The 18,306-nt window shown below is 30.1% G+C and carries 14 protein-coding genes and 1 other RNA gene; 7 read left to right on the forward strand and 8 right to left on the reverse strand.

All coding sequences use genetic code 11. From position 1 onward, the window contains the following. Window positions 1-477: 477 nt before the first annotated feature. Entirely contained in the window at window positions 478-3,234 is a 2,757-nt protein-coding gene (locus tag GQS57_RS09155) for an outer membrane beta-barrel protein (RefSeq protein ID WP_165732558.1), read from the forward strand. Window positions 3,235-3,387: 153 nt separating this feature from the next. Here the strand turns inward: GQS57_RS09155 and GQS57_RS09160 are convergent, their stop codons facing one another. Together GQS57_RS09160 and ssrA are read right to left on the reverse strand one after the other, a co-directional pair. Then, complete coding sequence (locus GQS57_RS09160) at window positions 3,388-4,179, reverse strand: hypothetical protein (protein WP_165732559.1); 792 nt, start codon at window positions 4,177-4,179, stop codon at window positions 3,388-3,390. 98 nt (window positions 4,180-4,277) lie between these two features. Then, window positions 4,278-4,671: a transfer-messenger RNA gene (gene ssrA, locus GQS57_RS09165) on the reverse strand. 223 nt (window positions 4,672-4,894) lie between these two features. Between ssrA and GQS57_RS09170 the strand changes: the two genes are divergently transcribed. After that, the gene (locus GQS57_RS09170; RefSeq protein ID WP_165732560.1) at window positions 4,895-6,100 is read left to right on the forward strand and encodes an NAD(P)-dependent oxidoreductase; all 1,206 of its coding nucleotides are present in this window, start codon (window positions 4,895-4,897) and stop codon (window positions 6,098-6,100) included. After that, window positions 6,100-6,321, forward strand: coding sequence for a DUF3820 family protein (locus GQS57_RS09175; protein WP_165732561.1), 222 nt, complete (start codon window positions 6,100-6,102; stop codon window positions 6,319-6,321). Before GQS57_RS09170 ends, GQS57_RS09175 begins: the two co-directional genes overlap by 1 nt. Here the strand turns inward: GQS57_RS09175 and GQS57_RS09180 are convergent. Then, window positions 6,318-6,872, reverse strand: a complete 555-nt coding sequence (locus GQS57_RS09180; protein ID WP_165732562.1) for a hypothetical protein — start codon at window positions 6,870-6,872, stop codon at window positions 6,318-6,320. The genes GQS57_RS09175 and GQS57_RS09180 overlap by 4 nt on opposite strands. Window positions 6,873-6,909: 37 nt before the next feature. Between GQS57_RS09180 and GQS57_RS09185 the strand changes: the two genes are divergently transcribed. Continuing rightward, the gene (locus GQS57_RS09185; protein WP_165732563.1) at window positions 6,910-7,278 is read left to right on the forward strand and encodes a DUF1801 domain-containing protein; all 369 of its coding nucleotides are present in this window, start codon (window positions 6,910-6,912) and stop codon (window positions 7,276-7,278) included. Window positions 7,279-7,396: 118 nt separating this feature from the next. Here GQS57_RS09185 and kdsA read toward each other — a convergent pair whose 3' ends face one another. Continuing rightward, the gene (gene kdsA, locus GQS57_RS09190) at window positions 7,397-8,215 is read right to left on the reverse strand and encodes a 3-deoxy-8-phosphooctulonate synthase (RefSeq protein ID WP_165732564.1); all 819 of its coding nucleotides are present in this window, start codon (window positions 8,213-8,215) and stop codon (window positions 7,397-7,399) included. A gap of 67 nt (window positions 8,216-8,282) precedes the next feature. On the opposite strand from kdsA, the gene GQS57_RS09195 reads away from it, so the two are divergent. From GQS57_RS09195 to GQS57_RS09205, 3 genes are read left to right on the forward strand one after another with little or no spacing between them, the layout of a single operon-like run. Next, a complete protein-coding gene (locus GQS57_RS09195; protein ID WP_165732565.1) occupies window positions 8,283-9,272 on the forward strand; it encodes a M28 family peptidase in 990 nt (329 codons plus the stop codon). 8 nt (window positions 9,273-9,280) lie between these two features. After that, entirely contained in the window at window positions 9,281-9,796 is a 516-nt protein-coding gene (locus GQS57_RS09200) for a DUF4136 domain-containing protein (RefSeq protein ID WP_165732566.1), read from the forward strand. 8 nt (window positions 9,797-9,804) lie between these two features. Then, window positions 9,805-10,161 (forward strand): TfoX/Sxy family protein, encoded by a 357-nt coding sequence (locus tag GQS57_RS09205; RefSeq protein WP_165732567.1) that lies wholly within the window; start codon window positions 9,805-9,807, stop codon window positions 10,159-10,161. A gap of 33 nt (window positions 10,162-10,194) precedes the next feature. Here the strand turns inward: GQS57_RS09205 and GQS57_RS09210 are convergent, their stop codons facing one another. The 4 genes from GQS57_RS09210 to GQS57_RS09225 form a co-directional block, all read right to left on the reverse strand. After that, entirely contained in the window at window positions 10,195-10,677 is a 483-nt protein-coding gene (locus tag GQS57_RS09210; RefSeq protein WP_165732568.1) for a hypothetical protein, read from the reverse strand. Window positions 10,678-11,009: 332 nt separating this feature from the next. Continuing rightward, entirely contained in the window at window positions 11,010-11,456 is a 447-nt protein-coding gene (locus GQS57_RS09215) for a hypothetical protein (protein ID WP_165732569.1), read from the reverse strand. Between the two features lie 164 nt (window positions 11,457-11,620). Then, the gene (locus tag GQS57_RS09220; RefSeq protein WP_165732570.1) at window positions 11,621-12,064 is read right to left on the reverse strand and encodes a hypothetical protein; all 444 of its coding nucleotides are present in this window, start codon (window positions 12,062-12,064) and stop codon (window positions 11,621-11,623) included. 95 nt (window positions 12,065-12,159) lie between these two features. Further along, window positions 12,160-18,279 (reverse strand): alpha-2-macroglobulin, encoded by a 6,120-nt coding sequence (locus GQS57_RS09225; RefSeq protein ID WP_165732571.1) that lies wholly within the window; start codon window positions 18,277-18,279, stop codon window positions 12,160-12,162. Window positions 18,280-18,306 lie beyond the last annotated feature (27 nt).

An 18,306-nucleotide genomic window follows, 5' to 3' on the forward strand; every position in this document is an offset into this window, starting at 1 on the left:
AAATGCGAGCCGTTATATCAATTCCTTTTTTATCAATTACCTTTTTAGAAAATTAAATGTAGTTTTGTTTAACTACTATGTAGATTATCAGTAAATTAACTATCATTAATCCTTTCCCCCAAATGCCTAAATGCCCATCATGTAACTCTAGTTTTAGAAAAAGACTCGCTAGGAGTTTGGTTTTAAGATTAATTCCCAATTCAAAATTTTATAGTTGTCATAATTGTAAAACTAGATTTTTAAAAGTTCCTTATTTTTATAAATCCATCGTATTAAAAAGGTTTAAATGAAAAGAAGATTTTCAAAGTATAAACTGATTACTTTATCTTTTAAAAGTTAGAGAGAGCTTTACTTTATAAGGTTAAAACTGCTGATTTTTATTACTATGGTAATTTAAGGTAGGATGTTTTTTGTTGTTTCTTATTTAAACCTTATACCTTTTTCTGTGTCAAAGATTTGAACCTAAATCTGCATACATTGAAAACAACACTACTATTATTTTTGCTACTTATTTCTTCTACATTATTCTCACAAAAATTTACGTTAGAAGGTGTGCTTAAAGATCAAGATTCTATTGTTTTAAATGGAGCAACAGTTTATGTGCAGAGTGCAAAAGATAGTGTTCCGATAGCTTATGGTATTACAAATAAGAATGGTGAATATTCTTTGCGAGTAAATGCTGGAGAGGATTCTAAAGTAATTTTTAATATAGCATCCTTAGGTTATGAACCTTATATAAAAATTGTTAATGTTCCACAGAACGGTACATTAAATATGGGGTATTTAGTTTTAAATAATGAAATAGAAGAATTAGATGTTATCACAATAATTGCTCGTGCTCCACCTGTTTTAATTAAAAAAGATACGGTAGAATACAATGCAGATAGTTTTAAAACCTTACCGAATGACAAAGCCGAAGATTTATTAAAAAAACTACCAGGAGTAGAAATAGATTTAGATGGTATTATTACCGTAAACGGAATAGAAGTAGAGGCGATAAATGTAGATGGAATGCGTTTTTTTGGTGAGCAAAAAGGAGATATCGCCTTAAAAAACCTGCCAAGTAACGTTATTAGTAAAGTACAGGTGACAGATTATAAAACGGATAATCAAAAATTTACAGGTGAAGAATCTGATTCAGGTACAAAGGAAATCAATTTTAAAATTAAAAAAGGGAAAAACAGAGCTACTTTTGGAGATGTTAAACTCGGTTATGGTACCGATGAAAAATATCAGGCAAATGCCAATGTTTTTAAATTAATTGATGGCAAACAATTAGGAATTATTGGTGGTACTAATAATATAAATTTATCTAAAGGTTTTAATTCTTTGCCAGATACAGATACTAGTAATGGCGATATTAAGTCTGATTTTGTTGGAGCAAATTATACAAAGGGGAAGTGGAATGAAACCAGTATAAATGGAAATTATAGATATAGTGCACAGAATAGAGACTACGATAAAATAAGTTATAAGGAAACTTTTTTACCCGACTTAAATTATATTACAGACTCTAAAAGTAATAGTTTTTCAGATTCGGACAGTCATACAGCCGGAGCAGATTTAAAATTTATTCTAAAACCAAAAAATAATTCTTCCAATAAGAAAGTCCGTTTATCTAATAAAACAGATTTTAAAAGTTCTAGTCAAGAATCTGGTGGAACAGTAAAAAGTAAGTCTTATTATGATAATGGCGATTTAGTAAGTGATTATACTTCTAATAGCGAGTCTAGCTCTTCTAGCAGTGAATTTAAAAATGAATTTTCGGTTACACCTGTTTTAAATAATAAAGCAGATTATTTAAATGTAAGTTTGGGGACAGATTTTAATAAATCAGATTCCGATAGTCAAAAATATTCTAAAAACGTTTTAGTTAATAAAGGTCAGACAATAATTCAAGATCAAATTAATACAACAGGTAGTAATAGTAGTGATATTAATTTTAATGCCTTTTGGAGTAAGGAATTATTTACAAATTTCAGGTTGATGCCAAGATACATGGCTACAGTTAATACTAAAAACAGCGAAAAATATATCTATGATTTCGATGAAAGATCAGAAGAATATAGTGATTTTAATGAGCTGCTTAGTTCAGAGAGTAAGTATGTTACCACAACATTAAGACCTGCCTTAAAATTAAGATATCAATATAAAGACTTTCGTTTTGAAGTAGAAGGAGCTTTTACAAATACTTATAGAGATTATAAAGATAAATTGGTAACAGAAAGAGATTTTAAGGCAGATTTTGAATATTTAACCTATTCGGGTAGAATTCGTTATAAAGATGAAAATGGGTATAAGAATATTACTTTGCAGTATAATCAGAATGTAGATTTACCATCCGTAGGGCAACTACAACCTTTGGAGGATGTAAGTAATATTACGCATATAGTTGTTGGGAATCCGCTTTTAAAACCAGCAATTAGTCATAATGCACGTTTTCAATATCAAAACAATTTGGCGTATAATAATATCAATATTTCTGGAAACCTTAAAGCGCAATTTGTTCAAGATAAAATAATCAATTCAACAATTACAGATGCAGATTTAAATAAATATACTACTTATGATAATATTGATGGTGATTACTCGTATAGTGGAAATGTAGCGGTTTCTAAATCTTACTTTAATAGAAAAACAAATATTAATTTAAATGCCCGTTTTAATGCGAGTTATAAGAACAGTTTGTCTATACAGAATGCTGTTGAATTTACTGCAAAAACAACTGTTTTAAAACCTTTATTTTCTGTTAGTTACGCATATGATAGTAAGATTGATGTAACTACAACCTATAGTTACTCTAAAAATAATAGCGTTTATGATACCGATGCGTTTAATGATATTAATTATTTTGTTCAGAATGTAGATGTAAACTCTAATGTGTTCTTTCTTAAAAATGCGTTTTTATCTAATAGAGTTTCGTATCGTTACAATAGTAGTGTAGGAGATGAATTTGATGGTGATGCCGTTTTTTGGAATGCAGGTTTAGGAGTAGAGCTTTGGGACAACCAAGCAACACTTTCTTTGGTGGCTTATGATATGCTTGGTAAGAATAATGGGTATAGAAGATCTGTTACAGAAACCTATATTCAAGATGTAGAAAATAAAATTCTAGAACAATATTTTATGCTCAACTTTGTGTATAAGTTTGGTAGTTTTGCTGGCCAGAAAATGAATGTTAAGGGAAAAAACAGAGGTGGTGGAGGATCTAGAGGAGGTTCTGGAAGGAATTAATGAAATGCTTTAAAGAGAACTTTGTTAAAAAAGTAAAAGGCTAATTTTGATGTTTTGTAAAAGATGTTGACTAATAGTTGGCTAAAAATAAACCTCAAAAAAATAAAAATTAATTTTTTGAGGTTTATGCTAAAGTATTATTTCCTATATTTTTTATCTTTTAAAGATACCAGATTTTACAACTCCATTATATTTTTTTGTATCAGTTTTACTTGTTTTCTTATTAGAAATAGGTTCTAAAATAAATATTTCTCCATCTTCAGTAATTGTTAGAGAGGTAGAAGTTAAATTACTAACTTCTACAATACCATCACTACCTAGGCCTTTATTCCAAGAATATTCAAGAAATGTTTGTGTGCTGTCTGTCCAATTCCATTCAGCTAAACCACCTTCTTCTAAAGGGTTATTATTGGTAACAAAATATGTACCAGCTCTAGAAAATAAAACAGTAAGCTCTTCATCTGTTCCAAGTACATTTTGTCCGTCAATACTTATTAATTGCCAAGTTCTACATAGTAACTCAGTATTTGTAGAGTTTGTTATTTCTTCTTCTCTGTCGGCTTCAATAAAAGTTTCCGTATTTGTATTGTTGTTTAATTTTAGTGTAAAATATATAGCGTTTTCATCCATATTATCTATGGTTAGTGTTCCAAAATCTGAAAGCTCTAAAGTATTATCATCAATAAAAATATAAGTTCCAAAAAAGATGGTTTTAGTTTCAGTAGTAGCGGTGTTTGTTTTTGCGTCAGCAGCATTTTTTGTTATAATATAATTACCGCTATCATTAAATTCGAATGATTTATATTCGGTAGAATTACTAACGGTCCATTTAGCATTAATAGTTGTGTTGACTGGTGTATCTATAGTGTCATTTTCATTACTACTACATCCGGTTATACATGTTATGGCAAAAATTACACATAAGATTTTACTTAACTTCTTCATTTTTTAAGTGTTTTAATTATTTTATTATTCTACAAAATTCAACGTTATTATCAACGCAAATAAAAAACCCTCACAAACACTGGGTTTATAAGGGTATTTTGTGGAGACGCCGAGAATCGAACTCGGGTCCAAACGAGCAGCCAAAAAGCTTTCTACATACTTAGTTCTTTCTTAGTTTTCGACTAAAAGCTGATTAAGAACAATCTGCTTTTAGCTTATCTTCTTTAGTTTCAAAAACCCGTCGAAGTACCAAGTTTTCTATATTTACTTTTACGATATCCAAAAGTGAAACGCCGTAAATCAGGGCTTTCCGTGGACATAAAGCTTGCACACCTAGTGTGCCGAGGCTAATCCTACTGTGATTCGGATTAAGCAGCTAAAGCGTAGTTATCTTCGCCGTTTAAAAAGTTGAAATTAGGTTTAACGAGTGTTATTTCATAACTCGGTATGCTTACAAATCCACTGTCCTCGCTGTCAAAACCAGTCGTCCCCGTTTTAATAGTTTGGGCGTTACCACACAAAAAAGTGTGGTCAGGCTTTCCGTTATATCTTTTTTAATTGAAAAAATTAAAAAAGGATGTCACTTCAATCCTTAACGCGGTTTGCAAAAGTATAAAAAATACTATTGTTTATCACCATAAATTCTAATATCTTCGAGCAAATATTATACCAATTCTGCTAAACCAGTTTTAGTAGGTCTAAAAACACTAATATTATGAAATTTGGCATTATCAAAGAGCGCAAAAATCCACCAGATAGAAGAGTTGTTTTTTCTCCAGAAAAGCTTCAAGAATTCAAAGAAAAGTATCCAGAAGCCGCTATTAAAGTAGAGTCTTCAGATATTAGAGTATTCTCTGATGCAGCTTATAAAGCTGCCGGATTAGAAGTTACTGAAAATGTGTCAGATTGCGATGTTTTGTTTGGCGTAAAAGAAGTGCCAGTTAATGCATTAATCAACAATAAAAAATATTTTTTCTTTAGTCATACTATTAAAAAACAACCTTACAATAGAAAGTTGTTATTGGCAATTTTAGAGAAGAACATAGAATTGTATGATCATGAAACGATTGTAAGAGAAAACGGATTGCGTTTAATTGGTTTTGGACGTTATGCAGGTATTGTTGGTGCTTACAACGGTTTTAGAGCCATTGGTTTAACAAACGAAACGTTTAATTTACCAAAAGCAGAAAGTTTAGACAGTCAAAAAGAATTGATTACAGAACTAAAAAAAATAAAATTACCAAACATAAAAATCCTTTTAACTGGAAACGGAAAAGTTGCCTACGGAGCAAAAGAAATGTTAGATGCTATGAGCATTAAAGAAGTTTCTGTAGATGAATATTTAAATAATTCTTTTAGCGAGCCAGTATATTGTTTAGCAGATGTATTGGATTATAACAAACGCAAAGACGGACAAACACTAGGTAATTTTGATTTTTACGATCATCCCGAAAAGTATGAATCAGATTTTATACGATTTGCAAAAGTATCTGATTTCTTTATTGCAGGACATTTTTATGGCAACGGAGCACCTTATTTATTTACAAGAGAAGATGCAAAAGCTAAAGATTTCAATATAAAATTTGTGGCAGATATTTCTTGTGATGTAGATGGACCAGTAGCATCAACCATAAAAGCATCTACCATTGCAGATCCTATTTATGGATATAATCCACAAACAGAATCTGAAGTAAATTATAAAGACAAAGGCGCTATTGTGGTAATGGCTGTAGATAATTTACCTTGTGAATTGCCAAAAGATGCAAGTGAAGGTTTTGGAGAAATGTTTTTAGAAAATGTAATTCCTGCTTTTTTCAATAATGATAAAGATGGAGTTTTAGCACGAGCAAAAATGACAGAAAACGGAAAGTTGACAGAACGTTTTTCATATTTACAAGATTATATAGACGGAAAAGAATAATGTTACAAGACAGACAATTTCTAATAGATTTAGCACACATGAAAATGCCTTTTGGTAAATACAAAGGCAAGTTTCTTATAGATTTACCCGAGCATTATATTGTTTGGTATAAAAACAAGGGGTTTCCTGCAGGAAAATTAGGTAAACAAATGGAGCTGGTGTATGAGCTTCAATTAAATGGTTTAGAAGATATAATTAGAAAAATTAGACGACAATTTTAGTTTTTTACCACAACGCCATAAGCAACATGTGCAATTCCTAAAATAGAAATAGAAGAGGCCCAATAGCTTGGTATTAAAAAACACATAACGGCTAAAAGCAAACTTAAACCAGATAATATTAATAGGTTTTTACGTTCTTTATTTTTAAATATGAATAATAAAAGTCCGTATAAAATAAGGAAAGTGGGAGTAAGGTAGGTTATAAAACCAAGATTCATTAAAATTAGTAATGAGGTGAAAATGACTACAAATGCAAGTATATATTTTTTAAAAGCTAGTTTGTTATTATCATTCCAAAGTTGGTGTTGTAATTTCTTCGCATTTTTTTTTCCGTTAAAAAATAAAGTCAAAGAAGAAAAAAGAAAAACGAGTAGAACCGCTGTAATAATTAATATTTCTGTAGTTTTAGAAGGTAAATCTAAAGAAGTTTCTTCCGCTAGAGAACCTTTTACTATGGTTTCTATAAAAAAGCCTGCAATAAAAAAGTAAGCACCAATTAAAATACTTGTAAATCCTTTTAAAGAGAAATTAATTTGATAATTATCATTCATGTAACTGTTATTTTTTAACTTTCGCGAATATACAACAATGAAACCTGCAGAAGAATACATTTTAAAGCAACCTGAACCCTTCAAATCTATTTTATTGGATTTACAAATAGTAATTGAAACTAATTTTCCTGAAGTAGATTTACAGTTTAAATGGAAAATGCCTTTTTATTATTTACATGAAAAGCCATTTTGTTATTTAAATCCTGCAAAGAAAAAAGGATATGTAGATGTTGGTTTTTATACAAATTCTGAATTGCTAAAATTTAATGAATTTGTAATTTCTGATAACAGAAAAGTAGTAAAGTCTTTACGTTACAAATCTGTAAAAGAAGTTAATGCAGAGGTTTTAATATCTGTTTTGCAAGAAGCATATAGTCAAACAACTAAAGGTTTTTTCGGGAAGTAGTTAGATTGCTTTATACTTAATTTTATCAAACAAAAACTACTTTTAGAAGTATTACAAAAGAAAACCTCTTTAAAATTTTAGAAACTTTAAAGAGGTTAAATTATAGATCAATAGTTTTTTATAAACTATTGATCGTTTTTCTAATAGCAACTAAGTTGGTTAATAAACCTTCTAAGTTGTCTAAATGTAACATGTTTGCGCCATCAGATTTTGCGTTTGCAGGGTCAAAATGAGTTTCTATAAATAATCCATCTACATTATTTACAATACCCGCTCTAGCTATGGTTTCAATCATATCTGGTCTTCCACCAGTAACACCAGCTTCTTGATTTGGTTGTTGTAAAGAATGGGTAACATCTAAAATTGTAGGAGCAAACTTTCGCATTTCTGGAATTCCTCTAAAATCTACAATCATGTCTTGGTAACCAAACATAGTACCTCTATCTGTAATCCACGCTTTTTCAGAACCGGCATCCTTTACTTTTTGTACTGCGTGTTTCATAGCACCAGGACTCATAAATTGTCCTTTTTTTAAATTGACAACCTTACCCGTTTGTGCCGCGGCTACTACTAAATCTGTTTGGCGCACTAAAAAAGCAGGAATCTGTAACACATCAACGTATTCAGCGGCTTTAATAGCATCTGAAACTTCATGAATATCTGTAACAGTTGGTACATTAAAAGTTTCTGAAACTTTACGTAAAATTTTCAATGCTTTTTCATCTCCAATTCCTGTAAAGCTATCAATTCTACTTCTATTAGCTTTTTTAAAACTCCCCTTAAAAATATAAGGAATTTCTAATTTGTCTGTAATTGTAATTACTTTTTCAGCAATTCTCATAGCCATCTCTTCACTTTCTATGGCACAAGGACCTGCAAGTAAAAAAAAGTTATTTGAGTTTAAGTGTTTTATGTTTGGTATAAGAGATAAATCCATTTTATATATTTTCAGCAAAAATACGAAATAAAATTAGCTATATTTAACCTTTTAAAAATCAATTATAATGAAGAAAATCAACTTAGTTTATATCTTTTTATTTGCAATTATTTTTTCTTGTAAAGAAAGCTCTAAAGTTATTAAAAGTAAAAAAAAGACAGCAACAATAGATTCTATTACCGTAAAAAAACACCTTTATACATTGGCTTCTGATGATATGGAAGGTAGAAAATCTGGAACACCAGGAATTGAAAAAGCAGCTAAATACATAGAAAATGAATTTAAAAGAATTGGTTTAACCACTTATGATACTCTAAAAAATTACAGACAAACGTTTACGTTTACCGATAAAAGATCTAAAAAAGAAATTACAACCAGTAATATTATCGGTATTTTAGAAGGGAAATCTAAGAAGAACGAAATTGTAGTTATTTCTGCACATTATGATCATTTAGGAATCAGTAAAAAAGAAGGGCAATTAGATAGTATTTATAATGGTGCAAATGATGATGCTTCTGGAGTGACAGGAATTTTAGCATTGGCCGAATACTTTAAAGTGAAAGCAAACAATGAAAGAACGATTCTTTTTGTAGCTTTTACAGCTGAAGAAATGGGATTAATTGGTTCTACGCATTTTGGAAAAGGAATTGATGCTAGTAAATTTGTTGCTGGTATCAATTTAGAAATGATTGGTAAAGTCCCAAGTTTTGGTCCAAATACTGCTTGGTTAACAGGTTTTGAAAGATCTGATTTCGGGAAAATTATTCAGAAGAATTTAAAAGGTACCGGCTATCAATTATTCGCAGATCCGTATAAAAAGTTTAATTTATTTTTTAGATCAGACAATGCTTCTTTGGCAAGATTGGGTGTGCCTTCTCATACTTTTTCTACTACACCAATAGATGTTGATAAAGATTATCATCAAGTATCTGATGAGGTAGAAACGTTAAATATGACGGTAATTACAGAAACAATTAAGGCGGTTGCTAAAGGTACCGAGAGTATTATTAGTGGAAAAGATACACCAACAAGAGTTGTAATTAAAGAAAATAAATAATATTTCTGATGAAAAAAGTCCAATACTTCATTTTACTCTTATTAATGAGTTGCTCAACATCTAAAGTAATTACAGATTATGATGAGAATACCAACTTTAAGGAATATAAAACCTATGCTTTTTTTGATGACATTGGTGCAGGTTTAAATGAATTTGATGTAGATAGGGCAGCAGATGCGCTATTTGAAGAAATGGGAGAATTAGGATTCAATGAGGTAGAAAAACCAGATTTTTATATCAATTTTAAGTCAAAAACATCAGCACCTAAAGTTACTAATACTATTGCCATTGGTTTAGGAAGTGGAGGTAGAAATGGTGGAATTGGAGTTTCTGGCGGAATACCAATTGGAGGAAAAAAACTCGATGAAGAAATAATGGTAGAATTTGTAGATACCAAAACCAACGAACTTTTTTGGGAAGGAGTTTTAACATCAACCATAAAAGAGAAAAGAACTCCAGAAAAAAGAATACTTTATTTTAAAGAAGTTTTCCATAAAATATTACAAAGTTATCCGCTTAAATAAAAATAATAATGGCTTATAGTGAATATTTAGCAGATAGAGTTTCTCAGTTTTTAACTGAAAAAAGTGTTGCTTTTATCACTAAAAAAATGATGGGAGGTTTATTGTTTATGGTAGACGATAAAATGTATGTTGCTGTAATGAAAGAAGAAATTATGGCACGTATTAACCCCGATGTTTATGAGGTTTCTTTAGAAAAAGAAGGGTGCAATAAAATGAATTTTACAGGCAAACCAATGAAAGGTTTTGTTTTTTTATCTGATGAAGCCATAGATTTAGACGAAGATCTAAATTATTGGTTACAATTAGCTTTAGACTTTAATCCGCTAGCAAAAGCGAGTAAAAAAAGAAAATCCTCTAAAAATTAATTTAGAGGATTTTTTTATATAATATTTTATTATCTAGAATTGGTATCTGATACCGAATGCTATGTCATTATCAAAATCATTATATGTATTTCCAAAACCAAATTCTGGTCTTAAATCTAAAGAAAGTAATATCGGTGCGTCTGTAAAATTATACTCAATTCCAATATCACCAGCTGCAAAAGCAAATGTTTCAGAAAAATCATCGTTGTTGTTTTTTCCACTATAGTTTCCTAAACCTCCACCAACACCTGCGTACCAGTTAAAACCACCTTCAATATTCCAGACCCATTGGTAAATACCTGCAGCCTTAAAACCGTCGTAGTTTGTGTTGTTTCTTATACCTAAATCAATTTCTAATCTATTGTTATCTCCTAAAGCTCTTTGGTAAGAGATTTCTCCTCCAAAACCATCATTATCTCCTAAACGCAAACCTATTGCATTTTCAGAAATACTTTGTGCGTTTACAGAAAATGCTCCTGCTACTAATAGACCGATAATTAAAAGTGTTTTTTTCATAATTAAGTGTGTTTTTTATTATATGTCAAAGTTAGATGTATTATCGCATTTAAATGATCTTTATCCAATCAATTATTGATTCAAAAGGTTTTTTTATAGAAATTTTAATACAGTAAAAGGGAGGGGAAAGGTTGTGTAATTTTAAGGCAACAGAATAAATTAAACCACTAGAGTTATTTATAAAGTAAACTTCTACTTTATGATTTGGAGCAATAGATTTAAATTATTGATTGTAATTAGCCTTAGATTTTAATCAGCTTGCTAAAGCGAGTAAAAAATAAAATCCTCTAAAAATTAATTTAGAGGATCTTTTATTATGTTAAGTATTCTATTTAGAATTGATATCTTACAGCTAAAGAAATATCAGAGTTTACACCACTTAATCCTCCAGCAATACCTACTTCAGGTCTGTAATCTAAAGAAAGTAAAATTGGTGCATTAAAATCATATTCAATACCTACAACACCAGCTCCATAAATTCCTGTTCCACCAGCAGAAACAATTCCTCCACCAACACCAGCATACCAATTAAATCTATCTTCTAAATTCCAAACCCATTGGTACAAACCTGTTGCTTTAAAATCAGAAAACTCGTTTGCTAAACCTAAATCTACTTCTAAACGGTTGTTCTCTCCTAATGCTCTTTGATAAGAGATTTCTCCTCCAACTCCATTTCCTCCACTAAATCTTAAACCAATTGCGTTTTCAGAAATACTTTGTGCATTTACAGAAAATGCTCCAGCTACTAATAGGCCGATAATTAAAAGTGTTTTTTTCATAATTTTGTGTGTTTTTTATTAAAGAACAAAGTTATATTTATTATTTCATCTAAATAAACTTTGTCCATTTAAAAATTAATCCATAGGGATTTTTAACAACAATTTAGCACACAAAAAAACCGTCTATTTTTAAAACAGACGGGTTTATACAAGGTTAAGTTTTTTTAAAATTGATACCTTACGGCGATACCTATATTGGAAATAAAACCAAAAGCCCCAGAGAAACCAAGTTCTGGCCTATAATCTAAGGAAGCTACTATTGGAGCTTCAAAGTTATACTCAAGTCCTATAACTCCGGCTCCATAAATACCAAAATTACTAGCAGAAACAACTCCACCACCAACTCCGGCATACCAGTTAAATTGTTTTTCGATGCTCCACAGCCATTGGTATGTACCCGTTAATTTAAAGTCGTTCATTTCGCTGGCTATGCCTAAATCTACTTCTAAACGGTTGTTTTTTTCTAAATGTTTTTGGTAGGAGATTTCTCCGCCGGTACCATTTCCGCCAGCTATACGTACACCAATTGCATGGTCTGATATATTTTGGGCTTTTACTGTTGAACTTACTGCAAATATTAAACTGAGGGCTAATAATATTTTCTTCATCTTATGTCAAATTGGGGGTTTCCCCAAAATTACAACCTTTCAGTTATTCATTCAAAATATAATAGAAACTATTTAGCTAGGTAATATGCTTAAATTTATAACACTTTAATTCTTATGCCTTTAGAATGACTGCTAAATTCTGGAGCATACATGCTTTGGATTGTTGTAATTCCGTTGCTAAAATTTCCAGCATTATTAACTCTTACATCATACTCAAAAACATAAACTCCTTTTGGTAAACGATCAAAAAAGAAGTTAGTAGCTGCGTCTTTAGTACTTTCGTAATATCCTAAACTGTCTTGCCATTTATAGCTAGATAAAACATTTATTGGCTCTACCCCAGAAGCTCTCATGTCTTTCATGTGAATGAATTCCATGTCTCTGTCACTTCTTAACTCAATTCTAACTGTAATTAAATCGCCAATTTTTAACTGTGTGTTTTTTGTTATTTCCTGTAACTCTTTTCCTGTGTCTGAATTTACTTTTAAGAATAATTTCTTATCTAATTTTAACGGAGTTTCTGCAGAAGTAATTTTGTCTAAATCTTCAAAATATTGCCAATACAAACCTCCCCAAGCAATGCCGTTTCCTTTTTTTGTGATAGTAATTTCTGCCATTTTTGGTGTGATTTCATTTCCATCCCATGAAGTTTTAAAATAACCAGTTCCGGCTTCTACTTGTACGTTTTCCAACTTTGTTGGATTAATCTCTTTGTCACCAACTTTTATATCTACCATTTCAGTTACCGAAATCCAATCACTTCCATTTAATAGTAACGCATATACGGCTTCAGAAGTTGCTTTTGTAGTTTTCCAACTATTGGTTTGCTTGTTTTTTAGCAACCAGATTTTTAGGTTATCAATATCATTTAGATTCCTCTTCGCTTTTTCAGGCTCATTCGGAATGACACCAACTTCAGAGAAAACCTCTATCATTAATGCTTGAGTTTCTATAGGAGCTTGATAATAATAGTAACCAGAAGCGTTTTCTTTCCAATACATTCCTAATTCATCAGAAGTAATTGAATTTTCTTTTAATGATTTTAAAATCTGATTAGCAGTTGTTTTTTCATCGTTTCTAAAAAGTGATAAAGCAATTTGTCCTTTTGCATATAAATTATAATCATTCCAATAGGTAACAGTTTGATTTCTGTAATAATCAATCGCTTTTTGCAAGTTGTTATCCATAGAAATGTTGCTGTAAAAACTACGCATATACAAATACTGAATGGTAAAATAGTTCAAATTATTTTTAGCTAAATAATCCTCATAAGCTTCTTTACCTTTCTTTTCTGTTTTTGCTTTTTGTTTGATTTGTTCTGCGTTGTCTAATAACTTCTTATATTGATTATCCAATTCTTCATCTAAGAACTGTACAGCTTTTTCAATCATTTTTTTTGTTGAAGCATTTAAATCTGTAACGCCCAATTTTTGCAGATGACCAAAACCAGTTGCAATATGTTGTGTTATAAAATTGCTTTCATTTCTACTACCTTTAAACCAAGGAAAACCACCAGAATTCATCTGAATATCTTCTAATTTATTGATGGTTTTTTCTTGCTCATTCTTCATCTTATTCAAGTCGAATAATAAAGCAATTCTCTTTTTTTGTTCGGTTTCAGATTGCGCATCTCTTAACCAAGGAGTTTCTTGAATTATCAATGATTTCAATTCCTCATTCTTCTCTAAATTAGATAAAAGCGCATCCGAAGATTTCCAAGCATTAAATACTTCTTGAATTCTCGGATTCGAATTTGCTACAAAACTTGCCAAAGTATTTGCGTAATATCTAGAGAAAACTTGCTCTGCGCATTCATAAGGATATTCCATTAAATAAGGTAAAGATTGAATTGCATACCAAACTGGGTTTGATGTCATTTCTAAAGTCAACTTATGGTTTTTCAAAGTAGAAGAAGTATTATTCTTTAATTTATTTAAGGTAAAAGTTTTTGTTTCGTTAGATCTCACCCACATTGGTAAAGTTTCTGTAACTAACATTCTGTTAGATAAAACTGGTAAAACATTTTGTTCACCATCAGAGAAATTACCTGCTTTAGCTACAATTTTATACTGAACAGCTTGTACAGTTTCCGGAATTGATAAACTCCAAGAAACATTGGTGTTACCGTCTTTATCAACCGTAAAATTTTTGTTAGCGTTTAGATTTTCTAATTCAGTATCAATTTCCTTTCCTGTAATAGCATCTGTTAAAATCAACTTAGCAAAACCACTTAATTGGTTATTTGTTAAGTTGGTTACTTTTGCACTTAAAGTAATTTCATCCCCTTCGCGTAAAAATCTTGGCGCATTTGGCACAATCATTAATTCTTTTTGAGTAACCGTTTCTAATGTTTTGGTTGCAGATTTTAATGATTTTGTATGTGCTAATAATTGCAGTTTCCATTTGGTCAATGCTTCTGGCATTGTAAAAGAGAAACTTACTTGTCCGTTTTTATCGGTTCTTAATTGTGGTAAAAAGAAAGCAGTTTCATTAAAGTTTTTTCTGATTTGAATTCCCTGTAAGTCAATTTTTTCTTCTTCCTCTTTAACGAATGAAACATCATTAACCACTTCAGTTTCTTCGGTTTCTGTCGTTTCAATAATAGTTTCTTCAATTTCGCTTTCGTCTTCAATACTCATCATCATATTAGGGCTATCAGCACTCATTTTTGACATTTTACGTCTTAAATGAAGATTTCTATTCGTTCCAAAACGAAACCCAAACCAATTATAAGTATCATAAGAAATTGTTGGGTAACCTGATAGATTTCTTTGAGTATTAATGATCTTAAAATAAGTATTACTAAAACTATTATTAGCATTACTATGTGTATAAGAATAATATTTTGGCTTTGAAGCTATCGGATTAAAACTCCAATTATGCGCTTTAAATTCATCTAAAGAAACATCGTACATAGAAGCTAAAACTTCTGCAGCAAGTTGGTCGTTTTTATCATTTTTAATAGTAAAACTCCAAGTTTCATCTTGTCCTGGTAATAACTTGTCTCTAAATATATTGGTCTCAATCTCTATGCTTTCTCTTTCTTCAGTTACATTAATTAATAAGTTTCCACTTTTAAAATAATTATAATTTACAAAGTGATATTTTACAGCAAAACCACCAAGATCTTCTTTGTTAACCGGTATTTTTATCGTTTTTGTATCGTTGTTTAATTTAATTAAATGAGTTTCTATAATTGTATGATTTTTTTCAATCTGTACAATTACGGTAATATCTTTAGATGCAGAACCTATTTGGATTTTAACCATATCATCAACTTGATAAGAAGGTTTATCAGCATGAATTACAAACAAGTTATTGTCTGCAACTTGTTTTTCTTTGGTTGCAAAAAATGTAACTATTTTTTCGTCTTTTACCTTCTGATTGAATTTATCCTTACTTTCTAAAACTATTTTATATTTACCAGAAAGCCAGTTCTTGGTGTTTTTTAAAAGAAGTTCTTTACTAATTTTAGTATTAAACTCTTCGTTAAAAACAAGTGTTCCTTTTTCCCAATTAGTGGCATCCATTTCATTTTCTGAATACGCATCATTAGGAAATAGTTTTCTAAATTCACTTTCAGAAATATCTTGATAATCTGGCGATGCCCAAGGTCTTTTTCTTAATGGGTTTTTGGGCGCTTCTAATTTATATATTTTGATATTTCCTTTAGCAGGAATAAACTCGCCATTTAAGTTTTTTGTATCAATGTTTAAAATAGTTTCTTTATTGTTTTTATCGATGTTGCTTTCTGATAGAATAGTTGCAACTAAAGCATGATAACCAACCTTTACAATGCTAGTTGCACTGCGCGTTTCTCCGTTTATATCGGTAACATCTGCAGTGATTTCATAATTAAAAATAGGCAGATTTTCTTTATCAACACTTTCATCCGGAATGGCATTAAAGACTATTTTAAACGCGCCATTTTCATCTGTATTAGTTTCTCCGTTTATAATTTCTTGTGAACTCGAAGTTAGGTTTGGTCTTCTCCAATAATACCAACTAGGGAATTGCACTTTTCGGTATACACGATACACTACTTGGGCATCGGTAATATTTGCGCCAGAAAAAGCTTTTGCAAATGCGTTTATGGTAATTGCATCGTTAATTTTATAACTTTCTGTAATGGGTTTAAATTCCGTTTCAAACTTTGGTCTTTTATATTCTTCAACAGAAATATAAGAACGATTCGTATTTAAACGAATGGTGTTTTTGCTTTTCGAACTTTGTTTTACTTCAATGGAATATTGACCCGTTAAACCATTGTTTGGTAAGATAAATTCACCAGCAACGGAGCCAAATTCATTCAATTTTAATTCAAGTGTACTTACTGTTTGATTGTTTACATCCTTTAAATTAATTTCTATAAAATCATCAGTAAACACAGTAGATTCTTCTCCTTGTTTTTTAATAACAATCGACTTAAAATAAACTGTTTGTCCTGGTCTATAAATACTTCTATCCGTAAAAATAAAAGACTGTAAACTTTCATTTACTTCATTTGGTTGTCTTCCATTGGTTTTATATAAATAATGATTTCCAAAAGTGGCAACATCATCTTTTGTTTTTACTTTAATAATTACATCAGCATAATAATCGTCACTTTTAAAAGAAGCAAATCCGCTTTTATCTGTCGTTAATGTTTTATTGATACTCGCACCTCTTCTAGGTTTATTGTTAGATAGAGATACTTCTGCATTTTTAACAGGTTTTCCAGTATTTCTATCTACAATTTGATAATTGTATTTGTCATCAAAATTGTTTTCAATTAAAGTTAAATTGGTTGCTTGAATTGTGGCTGTTCCAAAAATGGACTTTTCAACAATAATTTCATCTTCCGAAGAAACAATTAAATAATTCCCATTGTCAAATTTTGGAAGTATTACTTCTGTACTGTGCTGTAAATAATCGTGTTCATTTCTTAGTTTATTGTTCCAGTTTTTGTTCTTCTTTAACGTATTTAGAAATTTTATTTTATCAACTGTGTTATATGTTTTATTGAAGTTTTCTATTTCCGAGTCTGTTATTTTATACGCTGTAAAATAGATGTTATAAATATTTTTATAATTGATTAATGCTCTGGAATTGGTGTTAATTGGCACAAATTGCTCAGCAGTAATAGAAAGTGATTTTTCTAAAATTTGGCTTTTAAGAACCGCACATTTTTGTGCTCCCATACTTTTTGGAAACTCATTAATTACCTCATTACAAATAGAAAAAGCAAGTCTATAATTGTCCTGTTCTCTATGGTATTTCGCTATTTGAAAAGTATATAAAGCACTTGCTTCATTTTTAATTAAATATTGTTTCGTTTTATTTAATGTGTTTAGATAAAATTTCTGTTTATCACTAAAAGTAGCATGTTCCTTAATAAAGTTTAAACGATGAATATCAACATCAACTAAAGCATCTAAATTATTTTCTTTTGCATGAAACTGAATTAAATTCTGATAAATTTTTAGTGCATTAAATTGTAATGATAAATGATCTTCAGTTTCAACTTTTAAGTCAGAAAAGTTTTTGTAATCAGCTAAAAAAGTAGAATTATCCAGCACAAATTTATAAGACGATCTTGTAATACTCGTTTCTGATGATTTATAGAAATCTAAAGCATTATTTGCTAAAAAATCATATAAAGTAGGTCTGTATGTTTTAGACTCTTTAGAGATTTGTAAAATATCTGAATAGTCATAAATATCTGTTTTCTGTAATAGTTCTTTATTTTCTAAAGAAGCTTCAAAATGACAGTGAATTTCTTTAAAAAGGGTTTCTAAATCCCAAGTTCTAAAATCACCTTTTTTAAACTCAGAGCTTGTCGAAGAGGCTATTTTTGTTCGGTTGTAAAATTTGTATCTATTTTCATTAAAATATTGCCAATATAAATTCCCTAATACGTTTTCTAATACGTTTCTTGTTGGAAATTCGCTTTTAGCAATGTGTTTTTTAAAATTATCTATGATGATTAATTGCGCATCTTCTTCTAATGTTAAGGAATATTTACTTTTATAAAAAAGTGTTTTTATCAATTGGGCAGCATTGTTTTGTTTATCCGCTTTAGCGTAAATATCTTCTACAATTTTTAAAGCAGATTTAGGTAAATTGTCTTTTTCAAACCTATCTACTTGTAACCAAAGGTCTTTAAAAGCGTCTTGAGCATTAGAAAAAGAAGAGAAAGCTATAATCATTATTAGTGTTGTTGTCAGTTTTTTCATAATCAATTTATTTTATGCTTTTAAAGC

Origin of the sequence: Polaribacter sp. 20A6 (assembly GCF_011378915.1) — a bacterium.
Classification (GTDB): domain Bacteria; phylum Bacteroidota; class Bacteroidia; order Flavobacteriales; family Flavobacteriaceae; genus Polaribacter; species Polaribacter sejongensis.

Coding starts and splice junctions, on each gene's coding strand:
- GQS57_RS09160 (WP_165732559.1), bottom strand. CDS start 4,179: ATGAAGAAGTTAAGTAAAATCTTATGTGTAATTTTTGCCATAACATGT.
- GQS57_RS09170 (WP_165732560.1), top strand. CDS start 4,895: ATGAAATTTGGCATTATCAAAGAGCGCAAAAATCCACCAGATAGAAGA.
- GQS57_RS09175 (WP_165732561.1), top strand. CDS start 6,100: ATGTTACAAGACAGACAATTTCTAATAGATTTAGCACACATGAAAATG.
- GQS57_RS09180 (WP_165732562.1), bottom strand. CDS start 6,872: ATGAATGATAATTATCAAATTAATTTCTCTTTAAAAGGATTTACAAGT.
- GQS57_RS09185 (WP_165732563.1), top strand. CDS start 6,910: ATGAAACCTGCAGAAGAATACATTTTAAAGCAACCTGAACCCTTCAAA.
- kdsA (WP_165732564.1), bottom strand. CDS start 8,215: ATGGATTTATCTCTTATACCAAACATAAAACACTTAAACTCAAATAAC.
- GQS57_RS09195 (WP_165732565.1), top strand. CDS start 8,283: ATGAAGAAAATCAACTTAGTTTATATCTTTTTATTTGCAATTATTTTT.
- GQS57_RS09200 (WP_165732566.1), top strand. CDS start 9,281: ATGAAAAAAGTCCAATACTTCATTTTACTCTTATTAATGAGTTGCTCA.
- GQS57_RS09205 (WP_165732567.1), top strand. CDS start 9,805: ATGGCTTATAGTGAATATTTAGCAGATAGAGTTTCTCAGTTTTTAACT.
- GQS57_RS09210 (WP_165732568.1), bottom strand. CDS start 10,677: ATGAAAAAAACACTTTTAATTATCGGTCTATTAGTAGCAGGAGCATTT.
- GQS57_RS09215 (WP_165732569.1), bottom strand. CDS start 11,456: ATGAAAAAAACACTTTTAATTATCGGCCTATTAGTAGCTGGAGCATTT.
- GQS57_RS09220 (WP_165732570.1), bottom strand. CDS start 12,064: ATGAAGAAAATATTATTAGCCCTCAGTTTAATATTTGCAGTAAGTTCA.
- GQS57_RS09225 (WP_165732571.1), bottom strand. CDS start 18,279: ATGAAAAAACTGACAACAACACTAATAATGATTATAGCTTTCTCTTCT.